Origin of the sequence: Asanoa ferruginea (assembly GCF_003387075.1) — a bacterium.
GTDB lineage: Bacteria > Actinomycetota > Actinomycetes > Mycobacteriales > Micromonosporaceae > Asanoa > Asanoa ferruginea.
The window spans coordinates 3,967,003-3,991,173 of sequence record NZ_QUMQ01000001.1; the positions used below are offsets into that span (position 1 = coordinate 3,967,003).

21 protein-coding genes, 2 tRNA genes and 1 pseudogene are annotated in these 24,171 nt (G+C 71.9%); 14 read left to right on the forward strand and 10 right to left on the reverse strand.

Annotated features, from left to right (window positions below; translation table 11 throughout):
- The first annotated feature begins 150 nt into the window (after positions 1-150).
- Entirely contained in the window at positions 151-1,734 is a 1,584-nt protein-coding gene (gene cimA / locus DFJ67_RS18550) for a citramalate synthase (protein ID WP_116069142.1), read from the forward strand.
- On the opposite strand, the gene DFJ67_RS18555 is transcribed toward cimA, so the two are convergent.
- A complete protein-coding gene (locus tag DFJ67_RS18555; RefSeq protein ID WP_116069143.1) occupies positions 1,727-2,731 on the reverse strand; it encodes an endonuclease/exonuclease/phosphatase family protein in 1,005 nt (334 codons plus the stop codon). The two genes, cimA and DFJ67_RS18555, sit on opposite strands and share 8 nt — an antisense overlap.
- Before the next feature lie 75 nt (positions 2,732-2,806).
- Between DFJ67_RS18555 and DFJ67_RS18560 the strand changes: the two genes are divergently transcribed.
- The 5 genes from DFJ67_RS18560 (at position 2,807) to DFJ67_RS18580 (ending at position 7,778) form a co-directional block, all read left to right on the forward strand.
- Positions 2,807-3,748 (forward strand): phosphotransferase enzyme family protein, encoded by a 942-nt coding sequence (locus DFJ67_RS18560; RefSeq protein WP_116069144.1) that lies wholly within the window; start codon positions 2,807-2,809, stop codon positions 3,746-3,748.
- 71 nt (positions 3,749-3,819) lie between these two features.
- Positions 3,820-4,911, forward strand: a complete 1,092-nt coding sequence (locus DFJ67_RS18565; protein WP_116069145.1) for an AAA family ATPase — start codon at positions 3,820-3,822, stop codon at positions 4,909-4,911.
- A complete protein-coding gene (locus DFJ67_RS18570) occupies positions 4,908-5,885 on the forward strand; it encodes a DUF58 domain-containing protein (RefSeq protein WP_116069146.1) in 978 nt (325 codons plus the stop codon). Before DFJ67_RS18565 ends, DFJ67_RS18570 begins: the two co-directional genes overlap by 4 nt.
- The gene (locus tag DFJ67_RS18575; RefSeq protein WP_239097402.1) at positions 5,882-6,862 is read left to right on the forward strand and encodes a VWA domain-containing protein; all 981 of its coding nucleotides are present in this window, start codon (positions 5,882-5,884) and stop codon (positions 6,860-6,862) included. Before DFJ67_RS18570 ends, DFJ67_RS18575 begins: the two co-directional genes overlap by 4 nt.
- Before the next feature lie 16 nt (positions 6,863-6,878).
- Positions 6,879-7,778, forward strand: coding sequence for a S1C family serine protease (locus tag DFJ67_RS18580; RefSeq protein ID WP_239097401.1), 900 nt, complete (start codon positions 6,879-6,881; stop codon positions 7,776-7,778).
- 3 nt (positions 7,779-7,781) lie between these two features.
- On the opposite strand, the gene DFJ67_RS18585 is transcribed toward DFJ67_RS18580, so the two are convergent.
- On the reverse strand, positions 7,782-8,693 hold the full coding sequence (locus DFJ67_RS18585) for an alpha/beta hydrolase family protein (protein ID WP_116069147.1): 912 nt from the start codon (positions 8,691-8,693) through the stop codon (positions 7,782-7,784).
- Between the two features lie 88 nt (positions 8,694-8,781).
- Here DFJ67_RS18585 and DFJ67_RS18590 point away from each other — a divergent pair, with 88 nt between their 5' ends.
- Complete coding sequence (locus DFJ67_RS18590) at positions 8,782-9,399, forward strand: CGNR zinc finger domain-containing protein (protein ID WP_116069148.1); 618 nt, start codon at positions 8,782-8,784, stop codon at positions 9,397-9,399.
- On the opposite strand, the gene DFJ67_RS18595 is transcribed toward DFJ67_RS18590, so the two are convergent.
- The 3 genes from DFJ67_RS18595 to DFJ67_RS18605 all read right to left on the reverse strand — a co-directional run bounded on the left by DFJ67_RS18595 (position 9,396) and on the right by DFJ67_RS18605 (position 11,537).
- On the reverse strand, positions 9,396-10,238 hold the full coding sequence (locus tag DFJ67_RS18595) for a 3-methyladenine DNA glycosylase (protein ID WP_116069149.1): 843 nt from the start codon (positions 10,236-10,238) through the stop codon (positions 9,396-9,398). The genes DFJ67_RS18590 and DFJ67_RS18595 overlap by 4 nt on opposite strands.
- Positions 10,239-10,306: 68 nt before the next feature.
- Positions 10,307-10,717 (reverse strand): hypothetical protein, encoded by a 411-nt coding sequence (locus DFJ67_RS18600; protein ID WP_147315542.1) that lies wholly within the window; start codon positions 10,715-10,717, stop codon positions 10,307-10,309.
- Between the two features lie 52 nt (positions 10,718-10,769).
- Positions 10,770-11,537: an SAM-dependent methyltransferase gene (locus tag DFJ67_RS18605; protein ID WP_116069151.1), complete on the reverse strand. Its 768-nt coding sequence runs from the start codon at positions 11,535-11,537 to the stop codon at positions 10,770-10,772.
- 82 nt (positions 11,538-11,619) lie between these two features.
- On the opposite strand from DFJ67_RS18605, the gene DFJ67_RS18610 reads away from it, so the two are divergent.
- The 3 genes from DFJ67_RS18610 to DFJ67_RS18620 all read left to right on the forward strand — a co-directional run bounded on the left by DFJ67_RS18610 (position 11,620) and on the right by DFJ67_RS18620 (position 12,722).
- Entirely contained in the window at positions 11,620-12,423 is an 804-nt protein-coding gene (locus tag DFJ67_RS18610; RefSeq protein ID WP_116069152.1) for a fumarylacetoacetate hydrolase family protein, read from the forward strand.
- Between the two features lie 77 nt (positions 12,424-12,500).
- Positions 12,501-12,572 (forward strand) — tRNA-Gln (locus DFJ67_RS18615).
- 77 nt (positions 12,573-12,649) lie between these two features.
- Positions 12,650-12,722 (forward strand) — tRNA-Glu (locus DFJ67_RS18620).
- A gap of 73 nt (positions 12,723-12,795) precedes the next feature.
- On the opposite strand, the gene DFJ67_RS18625 is transcribed toward DFJ67_RS18620, so the two are convergent.
- Positions 12,796-13,482, reverse strand: coding sequence for an IclR family transcriptional regulator (locus DFJ67_RS18625; RefSeq protein WP_089254997.1), 687 nt, complete (start codon positions 13,480-13,482; stop codon positions 12,796-12,798).
- A 49-nt stretch (positions 13,483-13,531) separates the two neighbouring features.
- Between DFJ67_RS18625 and leuC the strand changes: the two genes are divergently transcribed.
- From leuC to DFJ67_RS18645, 4 genes are all read left to right on the forward strand, one after another.
- Positions 13,532-14,986, forward strand: a complete 1,455-nt coding sequence (gene leuC, locus DFJ67_RS18630) for a 3-isopropylmalate dehydratase large subunit (RefSeq protein WP_116069153.1) — start codon at positions 13,532-13,534, stop codon at positions 14,984-14,986.
- 29 nt (positions 14,987-15,015) lie between these two features.
- Positions 15,016-15,603 carry a 3-isopropylmalate dehydratase small subunit gene (gene leuD / locus DFJ67_RS18635; RefSeq protein WP_116069154.1) on the forward strand — a complete coding sequence of 196 codons (588 nt, stop codon included), beginning with the start codon at positions 15,016-15,018 and terminating at the stop codon, positions 15,601-15,603.
- A gap of 185 nt (positions 15,604-15,788) precedes the next feature.
- Entirely contained in the window at positions 15,789-16,367 is a 579-nt protein-coding gene (locus tag DFJ67_RS18640; protein ID WP_116069155.1) for an HU family DNA-binding protein, read from the forward strand.
- A gap of 158 nt (positions 16,368-16,525) precedes the next feature.
- Positions 16,526-18,409: an endonuclease/exonuclease/phosphatase family protein gene (locus DFJ67_RS18645; protein ID WP_116069156.1), complete on the forward strand. Its 1,884-nt coding sequence runs from the start codon at positions 16,526-16,528 to the stop codon at positions 18,407-18,409.
- Between the two features lie 70 nt (positions 18,410-18,479).
- Here the strand turns inward: DFJ67_RS18645 and DFJ67_RS18650 are convergent, their stop codons facing one another.
- The 4 genes and pseudogenes from DFJ67_RS18650 to cofC all read right to left on the reverse strand — a co-directional run.
- On the reverse strand, positions 18,480-19,364 hold the full coding sequence (locus tag DFJ67_RS18650) for a bifunctional NUDIX hydrolase/histidine phosphatase family protein (RefSeq protein ID WP_116076373.1): 885 nt from the start codon (positions 19,362-19,364) through the stop codon (positions 18,480-18,482).
- Complete coding sequence (locus DFJ67_RS18655; RefSeq protein ID WP_116076376.1) at positions 19,352-20,881, reverse strand: CYTH and CHAD domain-containing protein; 1,530 nt, start codon at positions 20,879-20,881, stop codon at positions 19,352-19,354. The genes DFJ67_RS18650 and DFJ67_RS18655 overlap by 13 nt, the downstream gene beginning before the upstream one ends.
- A gap of 26 nt (positions 20,882-20,907) precedes the next feature.
- Positions 20,908-23,163, reverse strand: a complete 2,256-nt coding sequence (locus tag DFJ67_RS18660) for an RNA degradosome polyphosphate kinase (RefSeq protein ID WP_275407683.1) — start codon at positions 23,161-23,163, stop codon at positions 20,908-20,910.
- A 357-nt stretch (positions 23,164-23,520) separates the two neighbouring features.
- Positions 23,521-24,150, reverse strand: a pseudogene (gene cofC, locus DFJ67_RS18665) (2-phospho-L-lactate guanylyltransferase); the annotation flags it as partial.
- Between the last annotated feature and the right edge of the window lie 21 nt (positions 24,151-24,171).

Consider the following 24,171-nt stretch of genomic DNA (forward strand, 5'->3'; position numbering starts at 1 on the left):
ACGGAGCGTGACGCACCTCGCCACCCTCATTATTGGCAGCTAGCGCGCCGGCAACCGACACCGCCGAGCGCGCAGACCTCCCGCATTTCGCGGGGGGTCTTTTTGTTGCGGCGCAACGCCCCATCGCTCCCTCGAAAGGACGACAGGATCATGCCCTACCAGGTGTACGACACCACGCTGCGCGACGGGGCACAGCGCGAGGGGATCAGCTATTCGGTGGTCGACAAGCTGGGCGTCGCCCGCCTGCTCGACGAGTTCGGCGTGGGTTTCATCGAGGGCGGCTGGCCCGGCGCGATGCCCAAGGACACCGAGTTCTTCAAACGCGCGCGCAAGGAGCTCGACCTCAAGCACGCGCAGCTCGTCGCGTTCGGCGCCACCCGCAAGGCCGGCGTCGCGGTCAACGAAGACCCGCAGGTGCGCGCGCTGCTCGACGCCGAGACGCCGGCCGTCTGCCTGGTCGCGAAGTCTGACATCCGCCACGTCGAGCGGGCCCTGCGCACCACCGGCGCGGAAAACCTCGCGATGGTGCGCGACACGGTCGCCCACTTCGTCGCCAACGACCGCCGCGTCTTCCTCGACTGCGAGCACTTCTTCGACGGCTTCCGCCACGACCCGGCCTACACCGCTTCCGTTGTGCAGGCGGCGTTGGAGGCCGGCGCCGAGGTCGTGGTGATGTGCGACACCAACGGCGGCATGCTTCCGTCGCGGATCACCGCGGCGATCACCGATCTGACCGGCCGGCTCGGCATCGACGCCAACCGGCTCGGCATCCACTGCCAGAACGACACCTCGTGCGCGGTCGCCAACACGGTCGCCGCGGTCGAGGCCGGCGTCGAGCACTTCCAGTGCACCGCCAACGGCTACGGCGAGCGCCCCGGCAACGCCGACCTCTTCGCCGTGGTCGCCAATCTTCAGCTCAAGCTGGGTCTGCCCGTCCTACCGGACGGCTGCCTCGAACAGGCGATGCGGGTCTCGCACTCGATCGCCGAGATCGCCAACATCGCACCCGACACCCATCAGGCGTACGTGGGAGCTGCGGCATTCGCTCACAAGGCGGGTCTGCACGCGAGCGCGATCAAAGTGGATCCCCTGCTCTACAACCACGTCGAGCCCTCGGTTGTCGGCAACGACATGCGGATCCTGGTCACCGAGATGGCCGGCCGGGCCAGCATCGAGCTCAAGAGCCGCGAGCTCGGTATCGACCTGGCCGGCCATCCCGCCGAACTTTCCCGGGTCACCCAGCGGGTCAAGGACCTCGAGGCCGGCGGCTGGTCGTTCGAGGCGGCCGACGCGAGCTTCGAGTTGCTGGTCCGCGGCGAGCTCGGCGAGGTCACCCGCCCGTTCGCCCTCGAGTCCTACCGGGTGCTGGTCGAGCACCGCGAAGACGGCGCGGTGGTCTCCGAGGCGACCGCCAAGGTCCGCGTGCGCGGCGAGCGGGTGATCGCGACCGCCGAAGGAAACGGCCCGATCAACGCGCTCGACGAGGCCCTGCGGCTGGCGCTCTCGAAGCACTACCCGGAGCTGACCTCCTTCGTGCTGGCCGACTACAAGGTGCGCATCCTGGAGGGCTCACACGGCTCCGGCGCGGTCACCCGCGTGCTGGTCGAGACCAACGACGGCCGCGGCCGCGACTTCACCACCGTGGGTGTGCACGAGAACGTGGTCGAGGCGAGCTGGCACGCCCTCGTCGACGCGCTCACCTACGGCCTCGACCGGGAGCCCGCCGTCAGCTAGGCGGCAACGACACTTCGGCGAAGACGGCGCTGTGGTCGCTGCCCGGCAGCGGCCACACCGCGAACTCGCGCACCGCCACCCGAGGATCGATCAGGATGTGATCGATCGCGATCGGCGGCAGCTTGAAACTACGGTCGATCGGGCGCCAGGTGCCCTTCAGGCCGTGCCCGGTCTTGATTGCCGCGTCGTCATATCCCGTGTCCAGCAAGGCCCGCATCGGCTGGTGGTCCACTGTGGCGTTGAAGTCGCCCATCAACAGCCTGATTGGACCGTCTGGTGTGGCCGGTGACTGGCCGCGCAAACCGGCGAACCAGCACGGCACGTCGGCGACGGTCAGCGGTGCGCACGAGTGCACCGACTCGACCACCAGCGGGGCGGCGCCGGGCAGCGTGACCGTCGCGTACGCCTGGGTGAATCCCGACCTGTCCTGGTGGATCCCGGCGCCGGTGAGCGGCACCCGGGAGTAGAGCCCACCGTTGACGTAGATCGTCGGGTCGTTGACGATCCGGTGCGGCAGCAACGTGCCGATGCCGGCCGCGTCGAGCCCCGCGATGACGACGGTGTTGAGCTCCTGCACCGCGAGCACGTCGATGTGGTGCTCGCGGACCAGCCGCACCAGCGCGGCCGGGTCGGCCTCGCCGTGCTTGACGTTGGCGGTCAGCACCCGCAGCCGCGGCCCGCCCGTGTCGGCCGCCCCGGCCGGCAACGCCCGCGGCAGCACCACGCCGGCCAGCGCCGCCAGCGACAGCGCCGCGACCGCCGCCGCGCGCCAGCGCCGCAGGGCCAGGGCGCCGATCAACGGCACCACCGTCAGGCCAGCCGTGTAGGGCGTATACGCGATCAGTTGCACCAGCGGGCCGCGTTCCCAGCCGCCGAGCCGGATCGCCGTCCAGGCCACCCCCGGCGCGACGGCGAGCCAACAGGCCACCGCCGCCGCGACCGACCGCCCCCGCTGGTCGGGCGCGACGTCGCTGGTCTGTTGGCGCGCCGTCCGCATGAGAAGAACGCTAACCAGGCCGTGTGAAGGATTGGTGGGCTTCCGGCGGAGATCCACCCGACGTATCGTCGCCCGATGTCCATCGACGCCCGCGCCGTCTGCGCGGCGTTCGGCCTCCCGGAGCGCGGGGCGACGCTGGCGCCGCACGTGCACTCCAGCAGCCGGACCTGGCGGCTGACCACCGCCGATGGTGGCCGGTTCATCGTCAAGCACGTGCCGGATGGCCGCGAGACCGAGTTCGCGGCCGGGATGGCGTTCGAACAGGACGCGATCGCCGCCGGCATCCCCGCGCCCCGTCCGGTCCGGCCGTCGCATCCCGCGTTCGGGTGCGCCGCCGAGCTGCCCGGCGGCATCCTCGTCCGGGTCTCCGAGTGGATCGAGGGCCGACCGGTCCGGGCCGGCGACGACCTGGCCGACTGGCTCGGCGCCACGCTCGCCCGGCTCCACACGCTGCGCCCGCTGGCGACGGCCGAGCCGGTCGTCTACGGCATCTTCGAGCCCGCGGACTGGGCCCGGTGGCACGCGGAGGCAACAACCCAGGAGCGGCCGTGGGCGGGAGTGCTGGGGGAGCGGTTGGCCGACGTGGCGGCGGCGACCGCCTGGGTGGCCGGGGCGTTCGCCGGCACGCCCGACTACGTGCTCACCCACCGTGACCTGGAGCCGTGGAACGTGCTGGTCACCCCCGCCGGGCCGGTGATCGTCGACTGGGACGGTGCTGGCCCCGACAGCGCCGGCCTGGTCGCCGCGCATGCCGCGTACGCCTTCGGTGGTGGTCATGGTCCAGGCACGGATCGGGCCCTGGCCGCCTACGTGGCCCACGGCGGGCGGCTGCCGCCCCCGGCGGACCGATACGCCCGGCGCGCGGGCCTGATGCTCAGCCGCCTCGTCTGGCGGATGCGGGCGACCCTCGGCCAGGACGATCCGGGGCCGTTTCCGCTCGACGAGCTCGACCGGACGGCCGCCGACCGGCTTCGTGATCTACCGCTGTTCGTCGCTGACCTGCGCGAACCTAGATGATCATAAGAATAGTCGCCACAAATTGGGCTAAATAGCCCCCAATCCCGTGACCAACCGGGACGCTCGACATCATGACGCCCAGTTTGCCGCCACCGTCCGAGTTCGACTTCGCGGAGGAAACGCCCGACGAGGCTTACGCGGCGGGCTCGGATCCGGCCGCCGCGAGGCGCACCGGTGCGGCCCTCGAGGAAGTGCTCTTCGAGGTCAAACGGGTGATCGTCGGGCAGGACAAGCTGGTCGAACGGCTGGTCGTCGCCCTGCTCGCCAACGGACACTGCCTGCTGGAGGGCGTGCCCGGCGTGGCCAAGACGCTCGCCGCACAGACCCTCGCCGAGACCGTCGGCGGCAGCTTCGCCCGGATCCAGTTCACCCCCGACCTCGTGCCGTCCGACATCGTCGGGACCCGGATCTACCGCTCGTCGACCGAGTCGTTCGATGTCGAGCTCGGGCCGGTGATGGCCAACCTGGTGCTCGCCGACGAGATCAACCGGGCGCCGGCCAAGGTGCAGTCGGCGTTGCTGGAGGCGATGGCCGAGCGCCAGGTCTCGATCGGCGGCAAGTCCTGGCCGGTGCCCGAGCCGTTCCTCGTGCTCGCCACCCAGAACCCGATCGAGTCCGAGGGCGTTTACCACCTCCCCGAGGCCCAGCGGGACCGATTCCTGATGCGGGTCGTGGTCGGCTACCCGACCGACGAGGAGGAGCTGGGCATCCTCTACCGGATGAGCGGCGACCGGCCCAAGCCCAGGCAGGTGCTGGACCCGGCCCGATTGCGCGAGTTGCAGGAGCTCAACCGCAAGGTCTTCGTGCATCACGCGATCGCCGAGTACGTCGTCCGCCTGGTGCTGGCCACCCGCGAGCCGGGCCGGTTCGGACTGGTGGAGGTGGCCAAGCAGCTCGCCTACGGCGCCAGCCCGCGGGCCACCCTCGGCCTGGTCGCCGCCGCGCGCGGGCTGGCCGTGCTGCGCGGCCGCGACTACGTGGTGCCCGACGACGTCCGGGAACTGGCCACCGAGGTGATCGCACACCGGCTGGTGCTCTCCTTCGACGCGGTCGCCGACGGGGTGTCCGCCGAGTCCGTCGTCGAGAAGCTCGTCGACGTGGTCCCACCGCCCCACCTGGCGGCGGAGCCGGACGAAGAGCTTCGGGGACTGGCGGCGGCATGAGCCGGCGGGCGCCCGAGGTGACCGTCCGGCAGTTGGCGCCGGAGGAACGCCTGCGCCGGCTGGAGCTGATGGTCACCCGGCGCCTCGACGGCATGCTCCAGGGCCAGTATCTCGGCCTGCTGCCCGGCCCCGGGTCCGAGTTCTCCGGCTCCCGCGAATACCGGCCGGGCGAGGACGAGGTGCGCTGGATGGACTGGGCGGTCACCGCCCGCACCAACGTGCCGCACGTCCGCGAGGTCGACGCCGACCGGGAGCTGACCACCTGGGTGCTGGTCGACGGGTCGGCGAGCATGGACTTCGGCACCGCCGAGGTGGAGAAGCGCGAGCTGGCGGTGGCCGCGGTCGCCGCCGTCGGTTTCCTCACCGCGGGCGCCGGCAACCGGCTCGGCGCGCATGTGTTGCGCCAGGACGGCATCCGCAGGGTGCCACCGCGCACCGGCCGGGTGCACCTCCAGGCGCTGCTGCACGAGCTGCTCGGCGCCGATCGCGACGGGGAGAGCGAGGAGGGCGCCGACCTCGCCACCGCCATCGAGGGATTGCAGCGGTCGGCCGTCCATAGGGGACTGGCCGTGATCGTCTCCGACTTCCTCGACGACACCGGCGAAGATCGGGAACCGAGCTGGGAGCGGCCGCTCAAGCGGCTGGCGGCCCGGCACCAGGTGCTCGCTGTCGAGGTGACCGACCCGCGCGAGCTGGAACTGCCGGACGTCGGCCTGATCACCTTCGTCGACCCGGAGACCGGCCGGCGGCGCGAGGTCTCGACCGGAAACCGGAAGCTGCGGGAACGGTACGCGGACGCGGCCCGCCAACAACGTGAAGCGGTGGGCGACGCCCTGCGCCGGTCGGGCGCCAGCCACCTTCCACTGCGGACGGATCGGGACTGGGTCGCCGACATCGTGCGCTACGTGCTGCACCAGCGCCGGCGAGCCTCCGCGGCACCGGCCCGGCGGCGACCCATGGGAGGAGCGGGGTGAACGGGACGCCGAACGTCGCCTTCCTCAACCCGGGCCGGCTCTGGCTGCTGATCGGCGTCGCGCTGGTGGCGATCGCCTACGTGCTGATGCAGCGGCGACGCAGCCGCTACGCGGTGCGGTTCACCAACCTGCGCCTGCTCGACAAGGTCGCGCCGAACCGGCCGGCCTGGCGCCGGCACGTGCCGGCCGCGCTGTTCCTGGCGATGCTCGCCCTGCTGGTGGTCGGCTTCGCCCGGCCGACCGACGAGGTGCGGGTGCCGAAGGAACGGGCGACCGTGATCATCGCGGTCGACGTCTCGGCCTCAATGCTCGCCACCGACGTGCGCCCGGACCGCCTGCGGGCGGCGAAGGAGGCCGCCCGGGACTTCGCCGACCAGTTGCCCGACCACTTCAACGTCGGCCTGGTCGCGTTCGCCGGCAACGCCACGGTCGTGGTGCCGCCCGGCACCGACCGCGACGTGCTCAAGGCCGGCGTCGACCGGCTCTCGGAGACGACCGCGGGGCTGGGCGGCACGGCGATCGGCGAGGCGATCACCACCTCGCTGGCCGCGATCCGCAGCGTCGACCCGCGGGCCGACAAGGACCCGCCGCCGGCCCGCATCGTGCTGCTCTCCGACGGCGCAAACACGTCCGGCCGGGATCCCGACGAGGCGGCCGGCGAGGCCAACACGATGAACGTTCCGGTCGACACGATCTCGTTCGGCACCACGGCCGGGGAGATCGCCCGGCGCGGCGGGGTCGCGATGTCGGTGCCGGTCGACGGCGAGACGCTGCGCGGGGTCGCCGAGAAGACCAACGGCGGCTACCACGAGGCCGACTCCAAAGAGGAACTCCAAGCGGTGTACGCCGACATCGGCAGCTCCGTCGGCTACGTCAAGGAACGCGCGGATGTCTCGGCGCGCTTCATCGGCCTGGCTCTGCTCATCGCGGTGGCCGCCGCACTCGCGTCGATGTTCTGGTTCTCCAGGATCCCGTGAGAAGGGGGACGAGGCGATGACGACCACACCGACGATGCCACCGGGTCTCGGCGAGCCGCGCGGTCCCGAGTACGTCTCCCCGGACCTCGACCTGATCGGCGCCGACGGGCGGCCACCGACGGGCCGCAAGCGCCGCACGTTCTCCACCGCCGGCTGGCGCCGGGCCGCGCTGGCCGCCGCCGCGGTGGTCGTGGTCGCCGCCATTTCCGGTGGTCTGGCCGGTGGCTACGTGGCCCGGCAGCAGACCCGGGCGGGCGTGCAGCCGTCCCCGTCGGCGAGCGCTGCGGCCGGCGGGGGCAGCTCGGCCGATCTGATCGCGGCCGCCGGCAACACGCTTCAGGGCGTGGTCTCGGTCGAGGTGCGCAACGCCGACGGCAGCGCGTCGACCGGCTCCGGTTTCGCGATCGACACCAACCAGAACGTCATCACCAACGACCACACGCTGGGCAGCGGCGAACCGCGCGCGGTGTATCTGGAGACGCCCAAGGGGCAGCGGATACCGGCCACATTGGTCGGTCGCGACCCCGACCGCGACATCGCCGTGCTCAAGGTGCCGTCGACGACCGGCCTGCGTCCGCTGCCGCTCGCCAAGGCCGGCACCACCCGGGTCGGCGAGCCGGTGCTCGCCGTCGGCACCCCGCTCGGGCTCTCCGGCACGGTGACCGCCGGCATCGTCAGCGCGCTCGACCGTGAGGTGCAACTGCCGAAGGGCCGGCGCCAGACCGCGATCCAGACGGACGCGTCGATCAACCCGGGCAACTCCGGTGGGCCGCTGGTCAACGCCCGCGGCGAGGTGGTCGGCGTCAACACGGCGATCGCGTCGCTGGAGGGCGGCGGCTCGATCGGGATCGGCTTCGCGATCCCGATCGAGCAGGCCTCCCAGGCGGCCGACCGGATCATCGCCGGCGGCGGCTAGGACCTACCGCAGGTGCGCGGTGAGCCAGGCCTCGCGGTCGGCGCGGGCGGCCGCGTTGAGTTCGTGGCCGGCGTCGGGGTAGAGGTGGTAGTCCTTGGGCTCCGACGCGAGCGAGACGAGCGCGCGGCGGGTCGAGTCGGGCACGAAGAAGTCGGGCTCCGCGAACTGGAAGAGCAGCGGCACCCCGCGCCGGTCGGCGACGAAGTGGATCGGGTCGACCCGCTCGAAGAGCTTCTCGTAGGCGATCGTGGCGTCGCCGGAGAGGCCGAGGAAGAACGTCGCGAACCAGTTGCTGAAGGTGGCGTCGACGTTCATCGCCACCGCGGCGCTGACCCGGTTCTGGTCAACGGAGGCGAGCAGCAGGCCATACATGCCGCCGTAGTCGTGGCCGACCACCGCGGCCCGGGAAACGCCGGCGCGGGCGGTGAGCAGGTCGAGCCCGCGGCGCAGCCGGACCGTCTGGGCCACCACGTTGGCGACGTCGCGCTGATCGCCGACCACGTCGATCGACCACGGGAAGGTGAGGTCGGGCAGCAGTGCCACGGCACCCTGCCGGGCCCGGGCCACCGCCTCGTCGAGGAACTCCAGGCGGCTGCTGGTCGGGTTGGGCGGCTCGAACCAGTGCAGGTAGAGGACCGCGGGGTAGTGGCCCTTGCGGGCCGGCTCGACCAGGTAGGCGCGCACCGGGTCGCCGTCGCGGCCGGCATAGGTGATGTCGCGGACCAGCACGCCGTCGCGATTTTCCACGCTGTGCTGGGTGATGGTGACCGGCCCGCGTTTGTAGGCGAACGGGTCGGTGCCGGCCGATGAGGCCGGCACGGCAGGGCTACCCAACGGCGCTGCCAGCGCCGCCGATCCCGTCAGTAGAGCCGCCGCGATGAGCCCGGTGGCGGACAGGGTGCGAAGCGGGCGCATGGTCCTCCTAACGAGCGTGATGTCGAATACATGTTAGAGACGGTAGGGCTCGCGCGTTTAACGCGTCAAGGGCCTTAGACTCATTAGAGTGTTGAGCGTCGAACTCCGGCCGGCCCGTCCCGTCGCGCATGCCCTCGGCGGCCGGCTGTCGCTGGCCCTGGTCAACAGCGTGCTGTGGCGACGCTCCGCCGAGCCGATCGAGCGGATCACCGACTACCCGTCGCTGGCCGGCTATCTCTGCGACGCCGGTGGCATCGACGACGCCGCGCTGGCCGCCCTGGAGGCCGAGGCCGCCGGCGACCCGACCGCGGCCCGGGGCGCCCTCGACCGCACGCTGGCCCTCCGCGAGGCGCTGTTCCGGCTGTTCTCCGCGGTCGCGGCCGGCGGCGAGCCCGACGGCGCCGACCTGGCCGTGCTCGACCGCGCCTTCCGGGCCGGGATGCGGCAACTGCGGGTCGGCGTGGGCAGCGGGCGCGGCTACCGCCCCGGCTGGACCGGGCTCGACGTGCCGGCCTGGGAGGCGGCCGCCGACGCGGTCGCGGTGCTCGGCTCACCCGACGTGCCACCGCTCAAGCAGTGCCCGGGCGAATCCTGCGGCTGGGTGTTCGTCGACGAGAGCCGCAACCACAGTAGACAGTGGTGCGACAGCCGGATGTGTGGCAACCGGGCCCGGGCCCGCCGCCACTACCAGAAGAAGCGGGCCTAGATCGACGCCAGCAGGCGCTCGCGCAAAGGTGCGGCCCGGTCGGCGAAGTCGCGCTGGGCCGCCGCGTATTCGGCCCGCCCGGGCGCGGTTTCGATCCGCACCGGTGGATAGCCGAGCGCCTCGAGGTCGTAGGGGCTGGCCCGCATGTCGAGCGTGCGGATGTCGCGGGCCAGCGCGAAGCAGTCGGCCACGAGCTCGCTGGGCACCAGCGGAGAGAGCTTGTAGGCCCACTTGTAGAGATCCATGTTGGCGTGCAGGCAGCCGGGCTGCTCGAGCTCGTGCTGCCGCTCCCGGGTCGGGGTGAGCACGTTGAGCGGGCGGGCCGGCGCGGTGAAGAACCGGTAGGCGTCGAAGTGGCTGCAGCGCACCCCGCGCTCCTCGACCACGGCCGCGGTCTGGGCCGGGGAGAGCCGCAGCGGCCAGGCGTCGTGCCGTACCTCGTCCTGGGTCTGCCGGTAGACCATCGCCCACTCGTGCATGCCGAAGCAGCCGAGCTGGGCCGGGCGGCCGGCGGTGCGGGTCAGCAGGGTGCGGATCCAGTCGATCGAGGTGGCCCGGTGGCCGCGGACGACCTCGGCGTCGACGGTGACGCCGGCGGGCTCGGCGCGGTAGTCGCGCCCCAGCTCCTGCACCGAGGCCCCGGCCAGGACCACCCCGGCGCCCGGGTGCCAGCGGCGTAGCTGGGCGGGCCGGTGGGAGTAGTAGGTGAACAGGAAGTCTTCGACCGGGTGGCGCTCGCCGGCCCGGCGCCGCCGCAGGTGCGGCTCGACCCAGCCGTCGACCCGCCGCTCGTGCGCGAGCCGGCGGGCCCGCCAGGCATCGAGCGCGAGAACCGTCACCCCACGAGGGTAGCCAGCGGTGGCGCCACGCCCTCCGTGAAGGTGCGGGCGCCACCGCTGGCGGGGCCTCAGGCGCCCAGCGAGGAACGGATCTTGTTGATCATGGACATCTCGTTGTCACTGACCCCACCCTGAGCCTTCGCGACCTGGTCGCAGGCGCTCATGATGGTGTTGCGGAAGTTCTGCAGGTCCTGCGGGTTCTTCGACAGGATCTGCTGCGACTGCTGGAGCATCGACATGACGCCGCTTTCCATGTCGGCCGAGCTGCCCTTGGGCATCTTCGGCATGCCCCCACTGCCCTTGAAGATCTCCTGCATGTCGGGAGACGCGCTCTTGAGGGCCTTCGAGCCCGCGAACATCTCCTTGATCGTGCCCATGATCCCCGGATCGGACTTCGAGACGAGCATCATCGCGCCCATCGCCGCGTTGCGCAGGGTGTCGCGCTCCTGGTCGGAGTAGCGCATGGTTTTGTCTGTCATGCCCAGATCCTGGCCCGGCCGGATGCCCGTGGGTGCGGAAACCGAGCAAGGTCTATGGCCCGGTTTTCCGCCCCAATCCGGCGTACCAACCGGCCGGTCGTGGCGTCGCCGGCGGCGGTGCCGATGGCTCCCATCGGCGCGCCGCCACCAGCCCGGGGCCGACCAGCGCGAAGCGGTCGAACAGCGCGGCGATCTCGGACCGGCTGCGCGGGCGCAGCGGAATGCCGGCGGCGGCGTAGAGGTCGGCGACCCGGCCCACCCGGTCGGGTGAGTCGTCGGCGCTGCCGTGGCTGATCGCCAGATAACTGCCCGGGGCGACGTGGTCGTAGATCGATGCCGTGCCACTGGCCGGCTCTTCGGCGTCGGGCACGAAGTGGTAGACCGCCAGCGCCAGCACTGCGACCGGCCGGGCGAAGTCGATGTAGTGCCGCACATCCCGGTGGCGCAACACCAACTCCGGGTCGCGCAGGTCGGCCTGCACGACGGTCACGTCTGGGTTGCCGATGACGCCGATCCGGTTGTGCAGCACGGCCATCGGGTCGGTGTCGACGTAGACCACCCGGCTGCCGCAGACCATCTGGTGGGTGTTGCGGGCGGTCGGCAGGCCGGCGCCCAGGTCGAGGAACTGCCGGATGCCGCGGGCCACCAGGTGTTGCAGCACCCGGCCGAGAAAGGCCCGGTTGGCCCGGGCGGCCTCGGGAAGCTCGGGGCACGCGGTCGTGACCGCGTCGGCCAGCCGCCGATCGGCCGGGCTGGCACGGTCGCCGCCCTGGTGGTAATCCCACATGCGGGCCACGTTGGGCGCCTCGTCGACGGTCACCGCAGACCTCCGTCCTCCAACTCAGCATGTCAACGTGACCGCCCGATCGGGGGACAGGCTGTGCGACGGCTAGATTTGGGGCGTGCGTATCGCTTTGTTCGCCCATTCCAACGGGCAGTCGTTCGGCGTCGTCGAGGGTGAGACCGGCGCCGGGGCTGACGCGTTGACCGTCGCCGAAATCGAGGGCCTGCCCTTCGGCGAGATCAAGTTCACCAACCGGCGCTGGGCGCTGGCCGACGTGCGGCTGCTGCCGCCGATGCTGCCCCGCAAAATCATCGCGGTCGGCCGCAACTACGTCGAGCACGCGTCCGAGCTGGGCAATGAGGTGCCCAAGGAGCCGCTGCTGTTCCTCAAGCCGCCGTCGTCGGTGATCGGGCCGGGCGACGCGATCGAGCTGCCGATCCAGTCCAAGCAGGTGGAGCACGAGGCCGAGTTGGCCGTCGTGATCGGCCTACAGGGCGCCCGTCGGGTCGACCGGGCCGGCGCCGAGCGGGCCATCTTCGGCTACACCGCCGCCAACGACGTGACCGCTCGGGATCTCCAGCGCAGCGACGGGCAGTGGACCCGGGCCAAGGGCTTCGACACCTTCTGCCCGATCGGCCCGTGGATCGTCACCGACCTCGATGTCAGCAACCTCGAGGTGCGCTGCGAGGTCGGCCGCCCGCCGGAGGAGCTCGAGGTGCGGCAGCTCGGCAACACCCGCGACATGGTCTTCGACATCCCGACGATCGTGTCCTACGTCTCGCACGTGATGACGCTCGGCCCGGGCGACGTGATCCTGACCGGCACGCCCGCCGGGGTCAGCCCGATTCTGGCCGGCGAGACCGTCTCGGTGCGGATCGAGGGCATCGGTGACCTGGTCAACCCGGTCACAGCCATCGAGTGATGTCCAACCGGGGGGTGGCGGATTTGGTAGCCGACCACCCCTCCGGTAAAGTTCTCACTCGGCGCTTCAAGCGCCATTGGGGTATGGGGTAATTGGCAGCCCAACTGATTCTGGTTCAGTTAGTCTAGGTTCGAGTCCTGGTACCCCAGCAACGATGCCGAGGCGGCGTCGGAGTTGGATCTGGTAGAGTTCCGCTCCGTTGTCATCGCGACATCGTGGAAGTCCTGGCCCCGTCGTCTAGCGGCCTAGGACGCCGCCCTCTCAAGGCGGTAGCGTGGGTTCGAATCCCATCGGGGCTACATCGGGCTAAACCCCTCGAGATCACTCGGGGGGTTTGCTTTTTGCCCTGGTTCGACCGTCCACTGTGTGGGGTCAGAGACCCGAAAGCCGTTGCCCCGCACGGACTACGGCCATGGCGTGGCGGTCGCCGGGGCGGCGGCCCAGGCGCTCGATGGGGCCCGAGACGCTGATCGAGGCGATCACCCGGCCGGTGCGGTCGCGGATCGGTGCCGACACGCTGGCCACACCAGGCTCACGCTCGGCGACGCTCTGGGCCCAGCCACGACGCCGGACCTCGGCCAGCGTGCGGCCGGTAAACTTGCAGCGTGGCAGCAGGGGCATGACCGCCTCCGGCGGCTCCCAGGCGAGCAGGATCTGGGCGGCCGAGCCGGCCGTCATCGGCAACACCGAGCCGACCGGCACCGTGTCGCGCAGGCCACTGGCGCGTTCCGCGGCGGCGACACAGATCCGTTCGTCGGCACGGCGCAGATAGAGCTGGGCGCTCTCGCCGGTCGCGTCCCGCAATGCGGACAGCAGCGGCTCGGCGGCGGTGAGCAGCACATCGGGCGCCGCATTGGCCAGCTCGCCCAGGCGTGGGCCGGGGCGCCAGCGCCCCTGTGTGTCGCGCACCAGCATGCGATGGATCTCTAACGCCTGTGCCAGGCGGTGTGCGGTGGCCCTCGGCAACCGGGTCCGCTCCACCAATTCGGCCAGGCTGGCGCCGTCGACACAGGCCGCGAGGATCACCACCGCCTTGTCGAGGACGCCGACACCGCTCATACTGTGTCCCACAAGCCGAAACATACCTCCCAGAATTTAGGATGTCCAGATGGTGGGAGTCACTCCGAAGCCAACGTCACCGAGGACCCTGGCCGAGAAGGTCTGGGACGCGCACGTGGTGCGATCCGCCGAGGGTGAGCCAGATCTGCTCTTCATCGACCTGCACCTGCTGCACGAGGTGACCAGCCCGCAGGCGTTCGACGGGCTGCGTGTCGCCGGCCGGCCCGTGCGGCGCACCGATCTGACGCTCGCGACCGAGGATCACAACACGCCAACCGGTTACAGCAACCCGGCGTTCAACCTCCGGCGCGGTGATCCGCTGACGATCGCCGACCCGACGTCGCGCACCCAGATCGAGACCCTGCGCCGCAACTGCGCCGAGTTCGGCATCCGCCTGCTCCCACTGGGCGACGACAACCAGGGCATCGTGCACGTCATCGGCCCGCAGCTCGGTGTCACCCAGCCCGGCCTGACGATCGTGTGCGGCGACTCACACACGGCCACCCACGGCGCTTTCGGCGCGCTGGCCTTCGGCATCGGCACCAGCGAGGTCGAGCACGTGCTGGCCACCCAGACGCTGCCGCAATCGCGGCCGAAGACCATGGCCGTCAACGTCGTCGGTGAGCTCGCTCCCGGCGTCACCGCCAAAGACCTGGTTCTGGCGCTCATAGCGCAGGTGGGCACCGGCGGTGGCCGCGGCCACATCGTCGAATACCGCGGTGAGGCGATCCGCAACCTCTCCATGGAGGGGCGGATGACGATCGCCAACATGTCGATCGAATGGGGCGCCAAGGCCGGCATGATCGCGCCGGACGAGACGACCTATGCCTACTTGAAGGGCCGGCCCAACGCGCCGCAGGGCGACGCCTGGGACGCCGCGCTGGACTACTGGCGCAGCCTGCCGACCGACGACGGCGCGGTCTTCGACACCGAGGTGACCCTCGACGCGACGCGGATCAGCCCGTTCGTCACCTGGGGCACCAACCCGGGCCAGGGCGTCGCGCTCGACGGCACGGTGCCGTCGCCGGATGACTTCGCCCTCGAGGGTGAGCGCACCGCGGCGACGCGGGCACTGGAATACATGGCGCTGACGCCCGGCACCCCGCTGCGCGACATCGCGGTCGACGTGGTCTTCGTCGGCTCGTGCACCAACGGCCGGCTGGAAGACCTGCGCGCGGCGGCCGACGTGATCCGCGGCCACCGGGTCGCCGAGGGCGTGCGGATGCTGGTCGTGCCCGGTTCCGCGGCCGTCCGCGAGGCGGCCGAGATGGAGGGTCTCGACAAGGTCTTCGCCGACGCGGGCGCCGAGTGGCGGTTCGCCGGCTGCTCCATGTGTCTGGGCATGAACCCCGACACGCTCTCGCCGGGCCAGCGCTGCGCCTCCACCTCCAACCGCAACTTCGAAGGCCGCCAGGGCCGGGGCGGGCGCACCCACCTCGTCTCGCCGCCCGTCGCCGCCGCCACCGCCGTGCGCGGCCGGCTGGCGTCGCCGGCAGACCTGTGACGTCGGCGACACCAGGGAGAGAAGGAACGATGGACAAGTTCACCGTGCACACCGGCACCGCCGTCCCGCTGCGGCGGTCCAACGTGGATACCGACCAGATCATCCCCGCGGTGTACCTCAAGAGGGTGACCCGCACCGGCTTCCAGGACGGCCTGTTCAGCGCCTGGCGCGAAGACCCGTCGTTCGTGCTCAACGACCCGAGCTTCAGCGGGGCGTCGGTGCTCGTGGCCGGTCCCGAGTTCGGCACCGGGTCATCGCGCGAGCACGCCGTGTGGGCCTTGCGCGACTACGGTTTCCGCGCCGTCGTCTCGCCGCGGTTCGGCGACATCTTCCGTGGCAACGCTCTCAAGGAGGGCCTGCTGCCGGTCGAGCTCGAACTGCCGGCTGTGGAAGAGCTGTGGGCGTTGGTCGAGGGTGACCCCACCACTCGGGTGACAGTCGACCTGGAAGCACGGCAACTCCGTGCGGGTGACCACGTCTGGGCGTTCCCGCTCGACGACTTCAGCCGTTGGCGGCTGCTCGAAGGGCTTGACGACATCGGCCTGACCTTGCGGCATGAGGCGGAAATCACGGAGTATGAGCAGCACCGGGCGGCTTTCCTGCCCGCCATCAGCTAGCCCTTTTCCCGGCCACACGGCCGATGCCAGCGGCCAATTCGCCCCCTCCGGGTTCCACCGGAGGGGGCGAATCCGTTACGACACAACGACTTATTTCCGCGATATGTTTGTGTACCGATGACAATGGGCATACGGTGCGCGCAGAATGGCACGCGTTGAGGCCATGCAAACATCGGAGGGAAGTTGTGAACAAAGCCGAGCTCATCGAGGCGCTCGCCGCTCGCCTGGGGGACCGGAAGACGGCGACGGCGGCGCTCGACGCGGTCCTCACTGAGGTCCAGCAAGCGGTCACCAAGGGCGACCGCGTAGCCATCACCGGCTTCGGTGTCTTCGAAAAGCGCGTGCGCGGCGCCCGAACAGCCCGCAACCCGCGCACCGGCGAAGCGGTGAAGGTCAAGAAGACGTCCGTCCCGGCGTTCCGCGCTGGCGCGGGCTTCCGGGAGATGGTCGCCAGCGGTCGCGTGCCGAAGGTCGCCGCCGCTAAGAAGACCACCGCCAAGGCGACCACCGCCAAGGCCACCGCGGCCAAGGCCACCACCGCCACGAAGGCGGCGGCCGCCAAGAAGACCGCCACCGCGACGAAGAAGGCCGCTCCCGCCAAGACGGCTGCCAAGTCGACCGCGGCGAAGACCACCACCGCCCGCAAGGCGGCCGTTGCCAAGAAGACCAGCAGCGCGGCTGCCAAGAAGACCACCACGGCACGCACCACCGCCGCGGCCAAGAAGGCTCCCGCCCGGAAGGCGCCCGCCAAGAAGGCACGCTGACCTGACGAGACGCCGAAGGCGCCCACCGGTTCTCCGGTGGGCGCCTTCGGCCGTCAAGGTCCGCTGTGGACCGCCGGGAAGCCGGTGGACCTCACGGTCAGCGCTGTCGAGCCAACTGAACGTAGACGGGCCGCCCCAGGCTCGCGAGAATCTCTCAGGTGCGCCGCACCTATCTGACCGCCGCCGGGATCGCGCTCGGTGTCGCCCTGCTGACCGACGTGCTCCGCGTCTGGTTGCCTTCGATCATCACCATCTTCGGGCAGGCCGCGTCGACACCGGCCGAGCTGATGGGCGGTTTCGCGCTGCTCTGGTTCGTCGGCGCGTTCGCCGTCGTGCCGTTGCTGCGGCCGCTCGGGCCGCGCGGTGTGGCGTTGGTCGCTGGGATCGCGCTTGCCGCTTGCCGGCTCGGCCTGCTCGCCACCGATGGCGGGCAGGCACAGCTCTACCTCGCCAGCGCCGGTCTGCTCGCCGGGCTGATCTGGCTCGCCGCGACCGCCGTCACCGGCGTGGAACCCGTGCCCGGCCTGGTTCTCGGCCTCGCGCTGGGCACCGCAACGCACGCCGCGGTGGGCACATTCGACCTGACTTGGCGCGGCAATGCGATCGCGTGGACGGTGACAGCGGTGCTGTGCCTGGCATTCGTCGCGCTGCTGCCCGCCGTGACCAACCACACAACCGAATCCACGCCCGGCCCCGCGGCGTGGTTCGTCGCCGGGCCGGTGTTGCTGTTGTGGACGATGGTCGCGGGTTCGCCCGCACTCGCCAACACCGCCGTCTCCTACGCGCGCGGCGAGGAGACCGGGATCGCCGGTCCCGGCCCGGGTTCGGCGTTGCCGGCGGTGCTGACGGCGGTGTCGGTCGGGTTGTTGGCGGCCGGCGCCCTGCTGCTCCGGCCGACCGCGGCGGTGGCCGTCGCGGGTCTGGTGACGATGGTCGCCGGCACGGTCGCGTTCACGCTGTCGTGGGGTTCCGGCCTGATCCTGGCCATCCCGGCTACCGCACTGGGCCTCGGGTTGGTGTTGTGCGCGACCGGGTTCCGCACCGACCGGGGTGATCCGGCGGCCGGCGGACGCAGGCGCGGCTTCGCGGCGGTCGGCGGGATGACCGTGTTCGCGGTCGCCGCGGTGCTCTACTACGCCTCATATGACATCGGCTACCCCAACGAGTGGGTGCCACCCGCGGTCGCGGCCGTCGTCGCGTTTGTGGCCGGGCGGCCGCCGTACCCCCGAATGGATGTCGGTCGTTCCTGGTCCTGGACCGCTGTTCCGCTGGCCGTTGTCGCCACGTTCGGGGCGGGGTTGTTGATGCCGGGGTCGGTGCCGGCCGGTGGGCGCGCGCCGGCGCCCGGCGTGGTGCGGGTGGTGGCCTACAACATCCGGATGGGCTTCGGCCTCGACGGGCGGCTCGACCTGGCCGGGCTGACGGCGGCGATCGCCGCGCAGCGCCCCGACGTCGTGTTGCTCAGCGAGGTCGACCGGGCCTGGTTGCTCAACGGCGGCCATGACACGCTCGCGCTGCTCGCCGAGCGGCTCGGGATGCCCTACCGGTTCGCCCCGGCGGCCGACGCGGTCTGGGGCGACGCGGTGCTGACCCGGCTGCCGGTGGTCTACACGGCGACGGTCCGGTTGCGCGCGGTCGGCGCACCGACGGGTGCACAGGCGCTCGGTGTCGTGCTCGACGCCGACGGGGCCGAGGTCGCCGTCGTCTCCACCCACCTTCAGCCGCCACCGGACGGCGGGCCGGTGAGCCAGGCGCACGAGGTCGCCACGTTCGCGCGCGGGTTCGCCGCCGGGCGACCGCTGGTCGTCGGTGGCGACCTCAACACCCAGCCGGGCGACGCGGCGTTCGCCGCCTTCACCGATGCCGGGTTGCTCGACGGCTTCGCCGCCAACCGGCCGCTGCCGACGTCGCCGGCCGACGCGCCCAACGAGCAGATCGACCACCTGCTGGTGTCGCCGGAGATCAGCGTGACCGAGGTGGTCGCACCCCGCACCGAGGCATCCGACCACCTGCCGGTCGCGGCGACCCTGACGGTGTCGTGAGACCCCCGGCGCGGCCGCTCAGATCGATCAGGAGACGACGATCACCGCGGCGGGGTAGTCGAGCTAGGGCTCAGAGCCGGTCGGCCGCGACGGCGCGCTCGCCGGAGAACGCCACCAGCCAGCCGCCGCCCTTCGCGGTGCGATAGTCGTCGGGCGTCTCGCTGCCCAGCAGCCGGGCCAACGCGGCCGGCATCACCTTGCCCTGGCTACAGGCGACGAAGTCGGCGCCGGCGGCGGCCAGTTCGGCCAGCCGGCCGGCCGCGGACAGCGCGTTCTCCTCCGGGTCCTGGCCGGGCTTGGGCTCGTCGAGCGCGGAGTCGCCGACGATCGCCAGGTCGAGCAGCGCGGCCAGCGGTTCGAGGGTCTGCACGCAGCGCCGCGGCGTCGCCGACACCAGGTGGGCGGGGCGGGTGAGCGCGAGCAGCGGGGCGAGTTCCTTGGCCCGGGCCCGGCCGGGCTTGTCGAGCGGGCGGGCGGTGTCGGGGCCGGACCAGTTGCCCCGCTTGCCGGCGTGGGCGTGCCGGGCCAGCCCGCAGACGGCGGTGACCGCCGGCAGGGCGGTGAAGTCGCGCACGACCTGGACGTCGTGTGAGTAGCTGAGCAGGCCCGACGCCTCGTCGACCGGAAGCCAGCGGACCGCGTTGACCTCGTCGGACTCGGCCACCAGGCGCGGATCGTCGCTGACGTAGCGCATCGACCAGTAGTCGACCGTCTTCGGGAAGCCCTCGCGCACCGTGTAACTGACGCCGGGCAGCCGCACCTGTGGCACGGCGGTGACGCCGGTCTCCTCGGAGACCTCGCGCACCGCCGCGGCCAGCGGGTGTTCGCCGGCCTCGAGCTTGCCCTTGGGCAGCGACCAGTCGTCGTAACGCTCGCGGTGCACGAGACAGATCTCCACGCCGTCGCCGGCCGGCCGCCACACCACGCCGCCGGCGGCGCGGATCAGGGTAGCCATCGCGTCCTTGTCGGCTCGGCGGCGACCGCCCACGCCTCGGGGAAGGCGGCCCGGACGGCCCGGATCGCGCTGCGTTCCCGCTCGAAGAGCCGGCCGGCGACCACCGCGAGCGCGGTGTCGTCGGGCGACTCGGCCGCCAGCGCCAGCCAGGTGTCGGCGGCGATAGCGGCGTCCTGGTGCTCGCCGAGCAGGTCCTGCACCCGGGCGAGGGCCTTGGCCAGCTTGGCCGCCGGGCCGCCGGTGACGGAGGCGACCGCGTCGACGGCGTAGCGCGCCCGCTTGCCGTTGATCCGCACCGCGTGCCAGCGGTCGTCGGCGGCCAGCGGGTCGAGGTCGGCGGCGCCGTCGACGCCCTTGGCGCCGTAGGCCAACCGGCGCCAGGGCCGGGCCACCAGCCGCGGGAGCAGCCGATGGGCCGGCTGTCTGGCGGTCGCCAGGACCTTCGGGTCGCGGGCCGCGTCGACCAGCAGGTCGAGCAGTGCGTGGTAGCGCGGGCTGCGCAGCGCCTTGTCGACGGTCGCGAGCGCCTGCTGCTGGCGGGCGTCGAGCGCCGCGTCGAGCCGGTCCACCGCGGCGCTGTCGACCGGGCAGAGCGGGTCGGCGTTGGCGGTGTGCTGGAGGCGTTCGCGGAGCACCTCGGCGTCGCGCGCCTCGCCCAGCACACCGGCGATCCAGCGCAACTCGTCGCGCAGCCGGCCGATCCAGTCCTTGTCGAGCAGCGCGGCGAAGGTGCGCAGGTCGCTGCGCAGGCGGCGGCAGCCGACCCGCATCTGGTGCACGGCGGTGTCGCCGTCTTCGAGCGGCTGGCCGAGCCGGACCAGCGGGTCGTGGGCGAAGATCCGGGCGATCCCGGCACGCACCGCCGCGGTCACCACCTCGGCCGCCGACGGTTGCTCGGGCAGGTTGCCCGGCGGGGTCAGGTCGGGCGGCTGGGCGGCCGCCGCACCCAGGGCCCGCACGTGCTTCGGCGTGAACTCGCCCTCGACCGCGCCCGCCTCGGTCAGCGCGCCGGCCACCGCACCGAGCAGCGCGCGGTCGCCGGCCTTGCGCTCCACCTCGATCTCGCGGAACGCCATCCGCACCGCCTTGCCGTCGAACACGGTGACGGCGTCGTCGGCGACCTCGGCGAGCACGGTGCCGTCGGCGTCGTGCAACTCGTAGGCGTGCCGCACGCTGCGGATCCGCGCCGCCGGCGCCAGCGCCGCGCCCCGCGACCAGGCGGTGACCAGCGCGACCAGGTCGGCCGGCGGGGTGCCCTGCCGGCCCTTGCGGGAGATCTCGTGGCGCAGCCCGGGAACGGCCGCGGGCAGCTTCACCGTCCACGGCAGGGCGTCGCCCTTGCGGTGCCGCAGCGACACCCCCGACCGGGCCAGCCGCAGGTCAGGGGTGTCGTAGTAGGTCGCCGTGAGGGTCACCGGCGGTGCCTCGACCACGGTGCCGCCGGCCGGGAGCCGGTCGGTCAGGTCGGGCAGCCGGAACGCGTCGTCGGCCCCGAGCTTGCGTTCCTCTTCAAGCATGGCGCCCACCCTAGTGCCGAGCCGGCTCAGCCGGCGCTGCCGACGAAGCGGCGGAGCAGCCGATTCTGCACGTGCTCCAGTGGCCGGTCCAAAGTGGATGCCCGGCGGACCCAGCTGCCGTCGCCCTGTAGCACGAACGTGTCTATGTCGTCGCTCATCGAGTCGGTCAGCACGCAGTCGAGCTCGGCCCGGGCGACCGGGTCGGTGACCAGCACCAGCGCCTCGACCCGGCGGTCGAGGTTGCGGTGCATCATGTCGGCCGACCCGATCCAGAACTCGGTGTTGGGGTCGTTGCCGTCGACGCCGAACCGGAAGACCCGCGAGTGCTCCAGGAACCGGCCCAGGATCGAGTGCACCCGGATGTTGTCGGAGAGCCCGGGCACGCCCGGCCGCAGCGTGCACATGCCGCGGATGATCAGGTCGATGTTGACGCCGGCCTGCGAGGCCCGGTAGAGCGCGTCGATGATCTCCTCGTCGACCAGGCCGTTGGCCTTCATCTGGACCAGGCCCTGGCCACCCAGCCGGACCTTGTCGATCTCGCGGTCGATCCGCTCGATCAGCCCGCTGCGGATGCCGTGCGGTGCCACCAGCAGCCGGCGGTAGGCGGTCTGCCGGCTGTAGCCGGTCAACACGTTGAACAGGTCGGTCAGGTCGGCGCCGACCTCCGGATCGGCGGTCAGCATGCCGAAGTCCTCGTACAACCGGGCGGTCTTCGGGTGGTAGTTGCCGGTGCCGATGTGGCAGTAGCGGCGGATCTGGTTGCCCTCCTGGCGCACCACCAACGCGGTCTTGCAGTGCGTCTTGAGCCCGACCAGCCCGTAGACCACGTGGCAGCCGGCGCGTTCGAGCATCCGGGCCCAGCCGATGTTGGCGACCTCGTCGAACCGGGCCTTGACCTCGACCAGCACCACGACCTGCTTGCCGGCGCTCGCGGCGTCGATCAGCGCGTCGACGATCGGCGAGTCGCCGCTGGTGCGGTAGAGCGTCTGCTTGATGGCCAGCACGTTGGGATCGGCCGCGGCCTGCTCGATGAAGCGCTGCACGCTGGTCGAGAACGAGTGGTAGGGGTGGTGCACCAGCACGTCGCCGTCGCGCAGCACCGAGAACACGCTGCGCGGCACCTCACCCTCGACCAGCCGCGGGTGGGTGGCCGGCACGAACGGCTTGTCCTTGAGGTCGGGGCGGTCGACGTCGCCGTAGACCTGCCACAGCGAGGCCAGGTCGAGCAGGCCGCGCACCCGCAGCACGTCGCTGGCCTCCATGTCGAGCTCGCGGACCAGCAGGTCGAGCACGTGGTCCGAGATGGACGCGGCGACCTCGAGCCGCACCGGCGGGCCGAACCGGCGCCGGGCCAGCTCCCGCTCGAGGGCTTGCAGCAGGTCTTCGTCGCGGTCTTCGTCGACCTCGACGTCGGCGTTGCGGGTCACCCGGAACAGGTGGCACTCGACCACCTGCATGCCGGAGAAGAGCTGGCTGAGGTGGGTCGAGATGAGCTCCTCGACCGGCAGGAACCGGTTGGTGCGGCCGATCCGGACGAACCGCGGCACGTTGTTGGGCACCTTGACCCGGGCGAACAGCACCTGGCCGCCGTCGGGGTCACGGACGGAGACGGCCAGGCTCAGCGAGCGGTTGGAGATGTAGGGGAACGGGTGCGCCGGGTCGACCGCGAGCGGGGTCAGCACTGGGAAGACGTGGTCGCGGAAGTAGGTGCGCATCTGCTCGCGCTCGTCGGCGGCCAGGTCTTCCCACTCGAGCAGCTCGATGCCCTCGGCGCTCAGCTTGGGCAGCACCTCGTCGACGAAGCAGGCGGCCTGCCGGGCGACCAGGTCGGCGGTGCGCTCGGCGACCAGCTCGAGCTGGGTGCGCAGCGGCATCTGGTCGCCGCCGCGGACCGGCAGCCCGGCCTGCAACCGGCGCTTGAGGCCGGCGACCCGCACCATGTAGAACTCGTCGAGGTTGCTGGCGAAGATCGCGAGGAACTTGGCCCGCTCGAGCAGCGGCGTCGACGGGTCTTCGGCCAGCGCGAGCACCCGGGCGTTGAAGTCGAGCCAGGACAGCTCGCGGTTGAGGAAGCGGTCCTCCGGCAGCGGATCCGAGCCCAGCGGCGGCACGTCGTCGGGCGGCGGCGTGTCGGCGTGGTCGTTGGCGGTCGGCGGCGCGGGGTTTTCCGGCGCGGGACCGTGCCCGGGCGGCGGGTTGCGCCGGCCACGCGGTGCCTGCGGGCTGCGGGTCTCGGTCGGCCCAGCGACCGTCTCGGCCGATCCGCCGACCGGCAAGGGCATTTCGGACACCGCGGACAGCAGCTCGCCATGATCGTCGGGCGTCGACGGGAGGAACCGCCCATCGGTTCCGCGCGGGCGGGGCAGGTGTCGGCCGGGTGTCTCGGTCACCCCATCATCATTACCCGCCCGAGCTGAACGTGAAATGCACTTGGGTCGACTGGCGGCGGCTCAGGTGAAGGTGGGGATGGTGAGACGGGTCACCGTGCCGGCGGCGTCGCGGTCGATCCGCACCCGCTGGCCGAGCCGGAGCAGCCGCAGCCCCGAGGCGTCGAACGCCTCCGCCGGGTAGGCCAGCTCGGTGCCGTCGTCGAGCAGCACGGTGCCCGACCGGCTCGCCGGGTCGTAGGTCGCCACGGTGCCCTGCATCCCAGCACCGTAGCCCACCAGGCGCGCGGTGTGCGGTCCCAGACCGAGCGCGGCCGCCGCGGCGAGATCGGCCGCCGTGTCCACGTCGCGGCGCAGGGTGGGCCAGCTCCCGTCCAGCGGCACGGCACCCGACGCGGCGTGCGCCGCCGCCGAACCAACACCAAAACGCGGCTCCAGGGGTACGCCCGGCGGCGCGGTCAACAGCACGGTGCCGGTCCCGGGCGTGTCGGCGGCGAACCGGCGTACCCCCGTCGTCGTGGCGATTTTCAGCGCGGCCGCCAGTTCGGAGCTGTCCAGCGCCGGCAGGTCGGCTTGTAACGCGGCGACCGCCCGGCCCCGCGCAGCCGCGGCGCCCCGCTCGAACGCCGGGTTGAGACCCCCTCCGGCCGGCTCCGGCACCGGCCGCGCCCCCAGCGTGGCCAGCGCGGCGGCGGCACCCGGATCGTCGGTGACCGCTATCACCTCGGCGACGTCGGTGCAGGCCAGGGCCGCTGTGGCGGTGTCGAGGGCCAGGGCGAGGGCGAGCCGCTCGTGCGCCACCCCGGGCAGCGCGCCACGCAGCCGGCTCTTGCCGTTGGCGGGCGGCTTGACCGGCAGCACGACCACCCAGTTCCCACGCACCCGCTCATGGTGCCAGGGTCC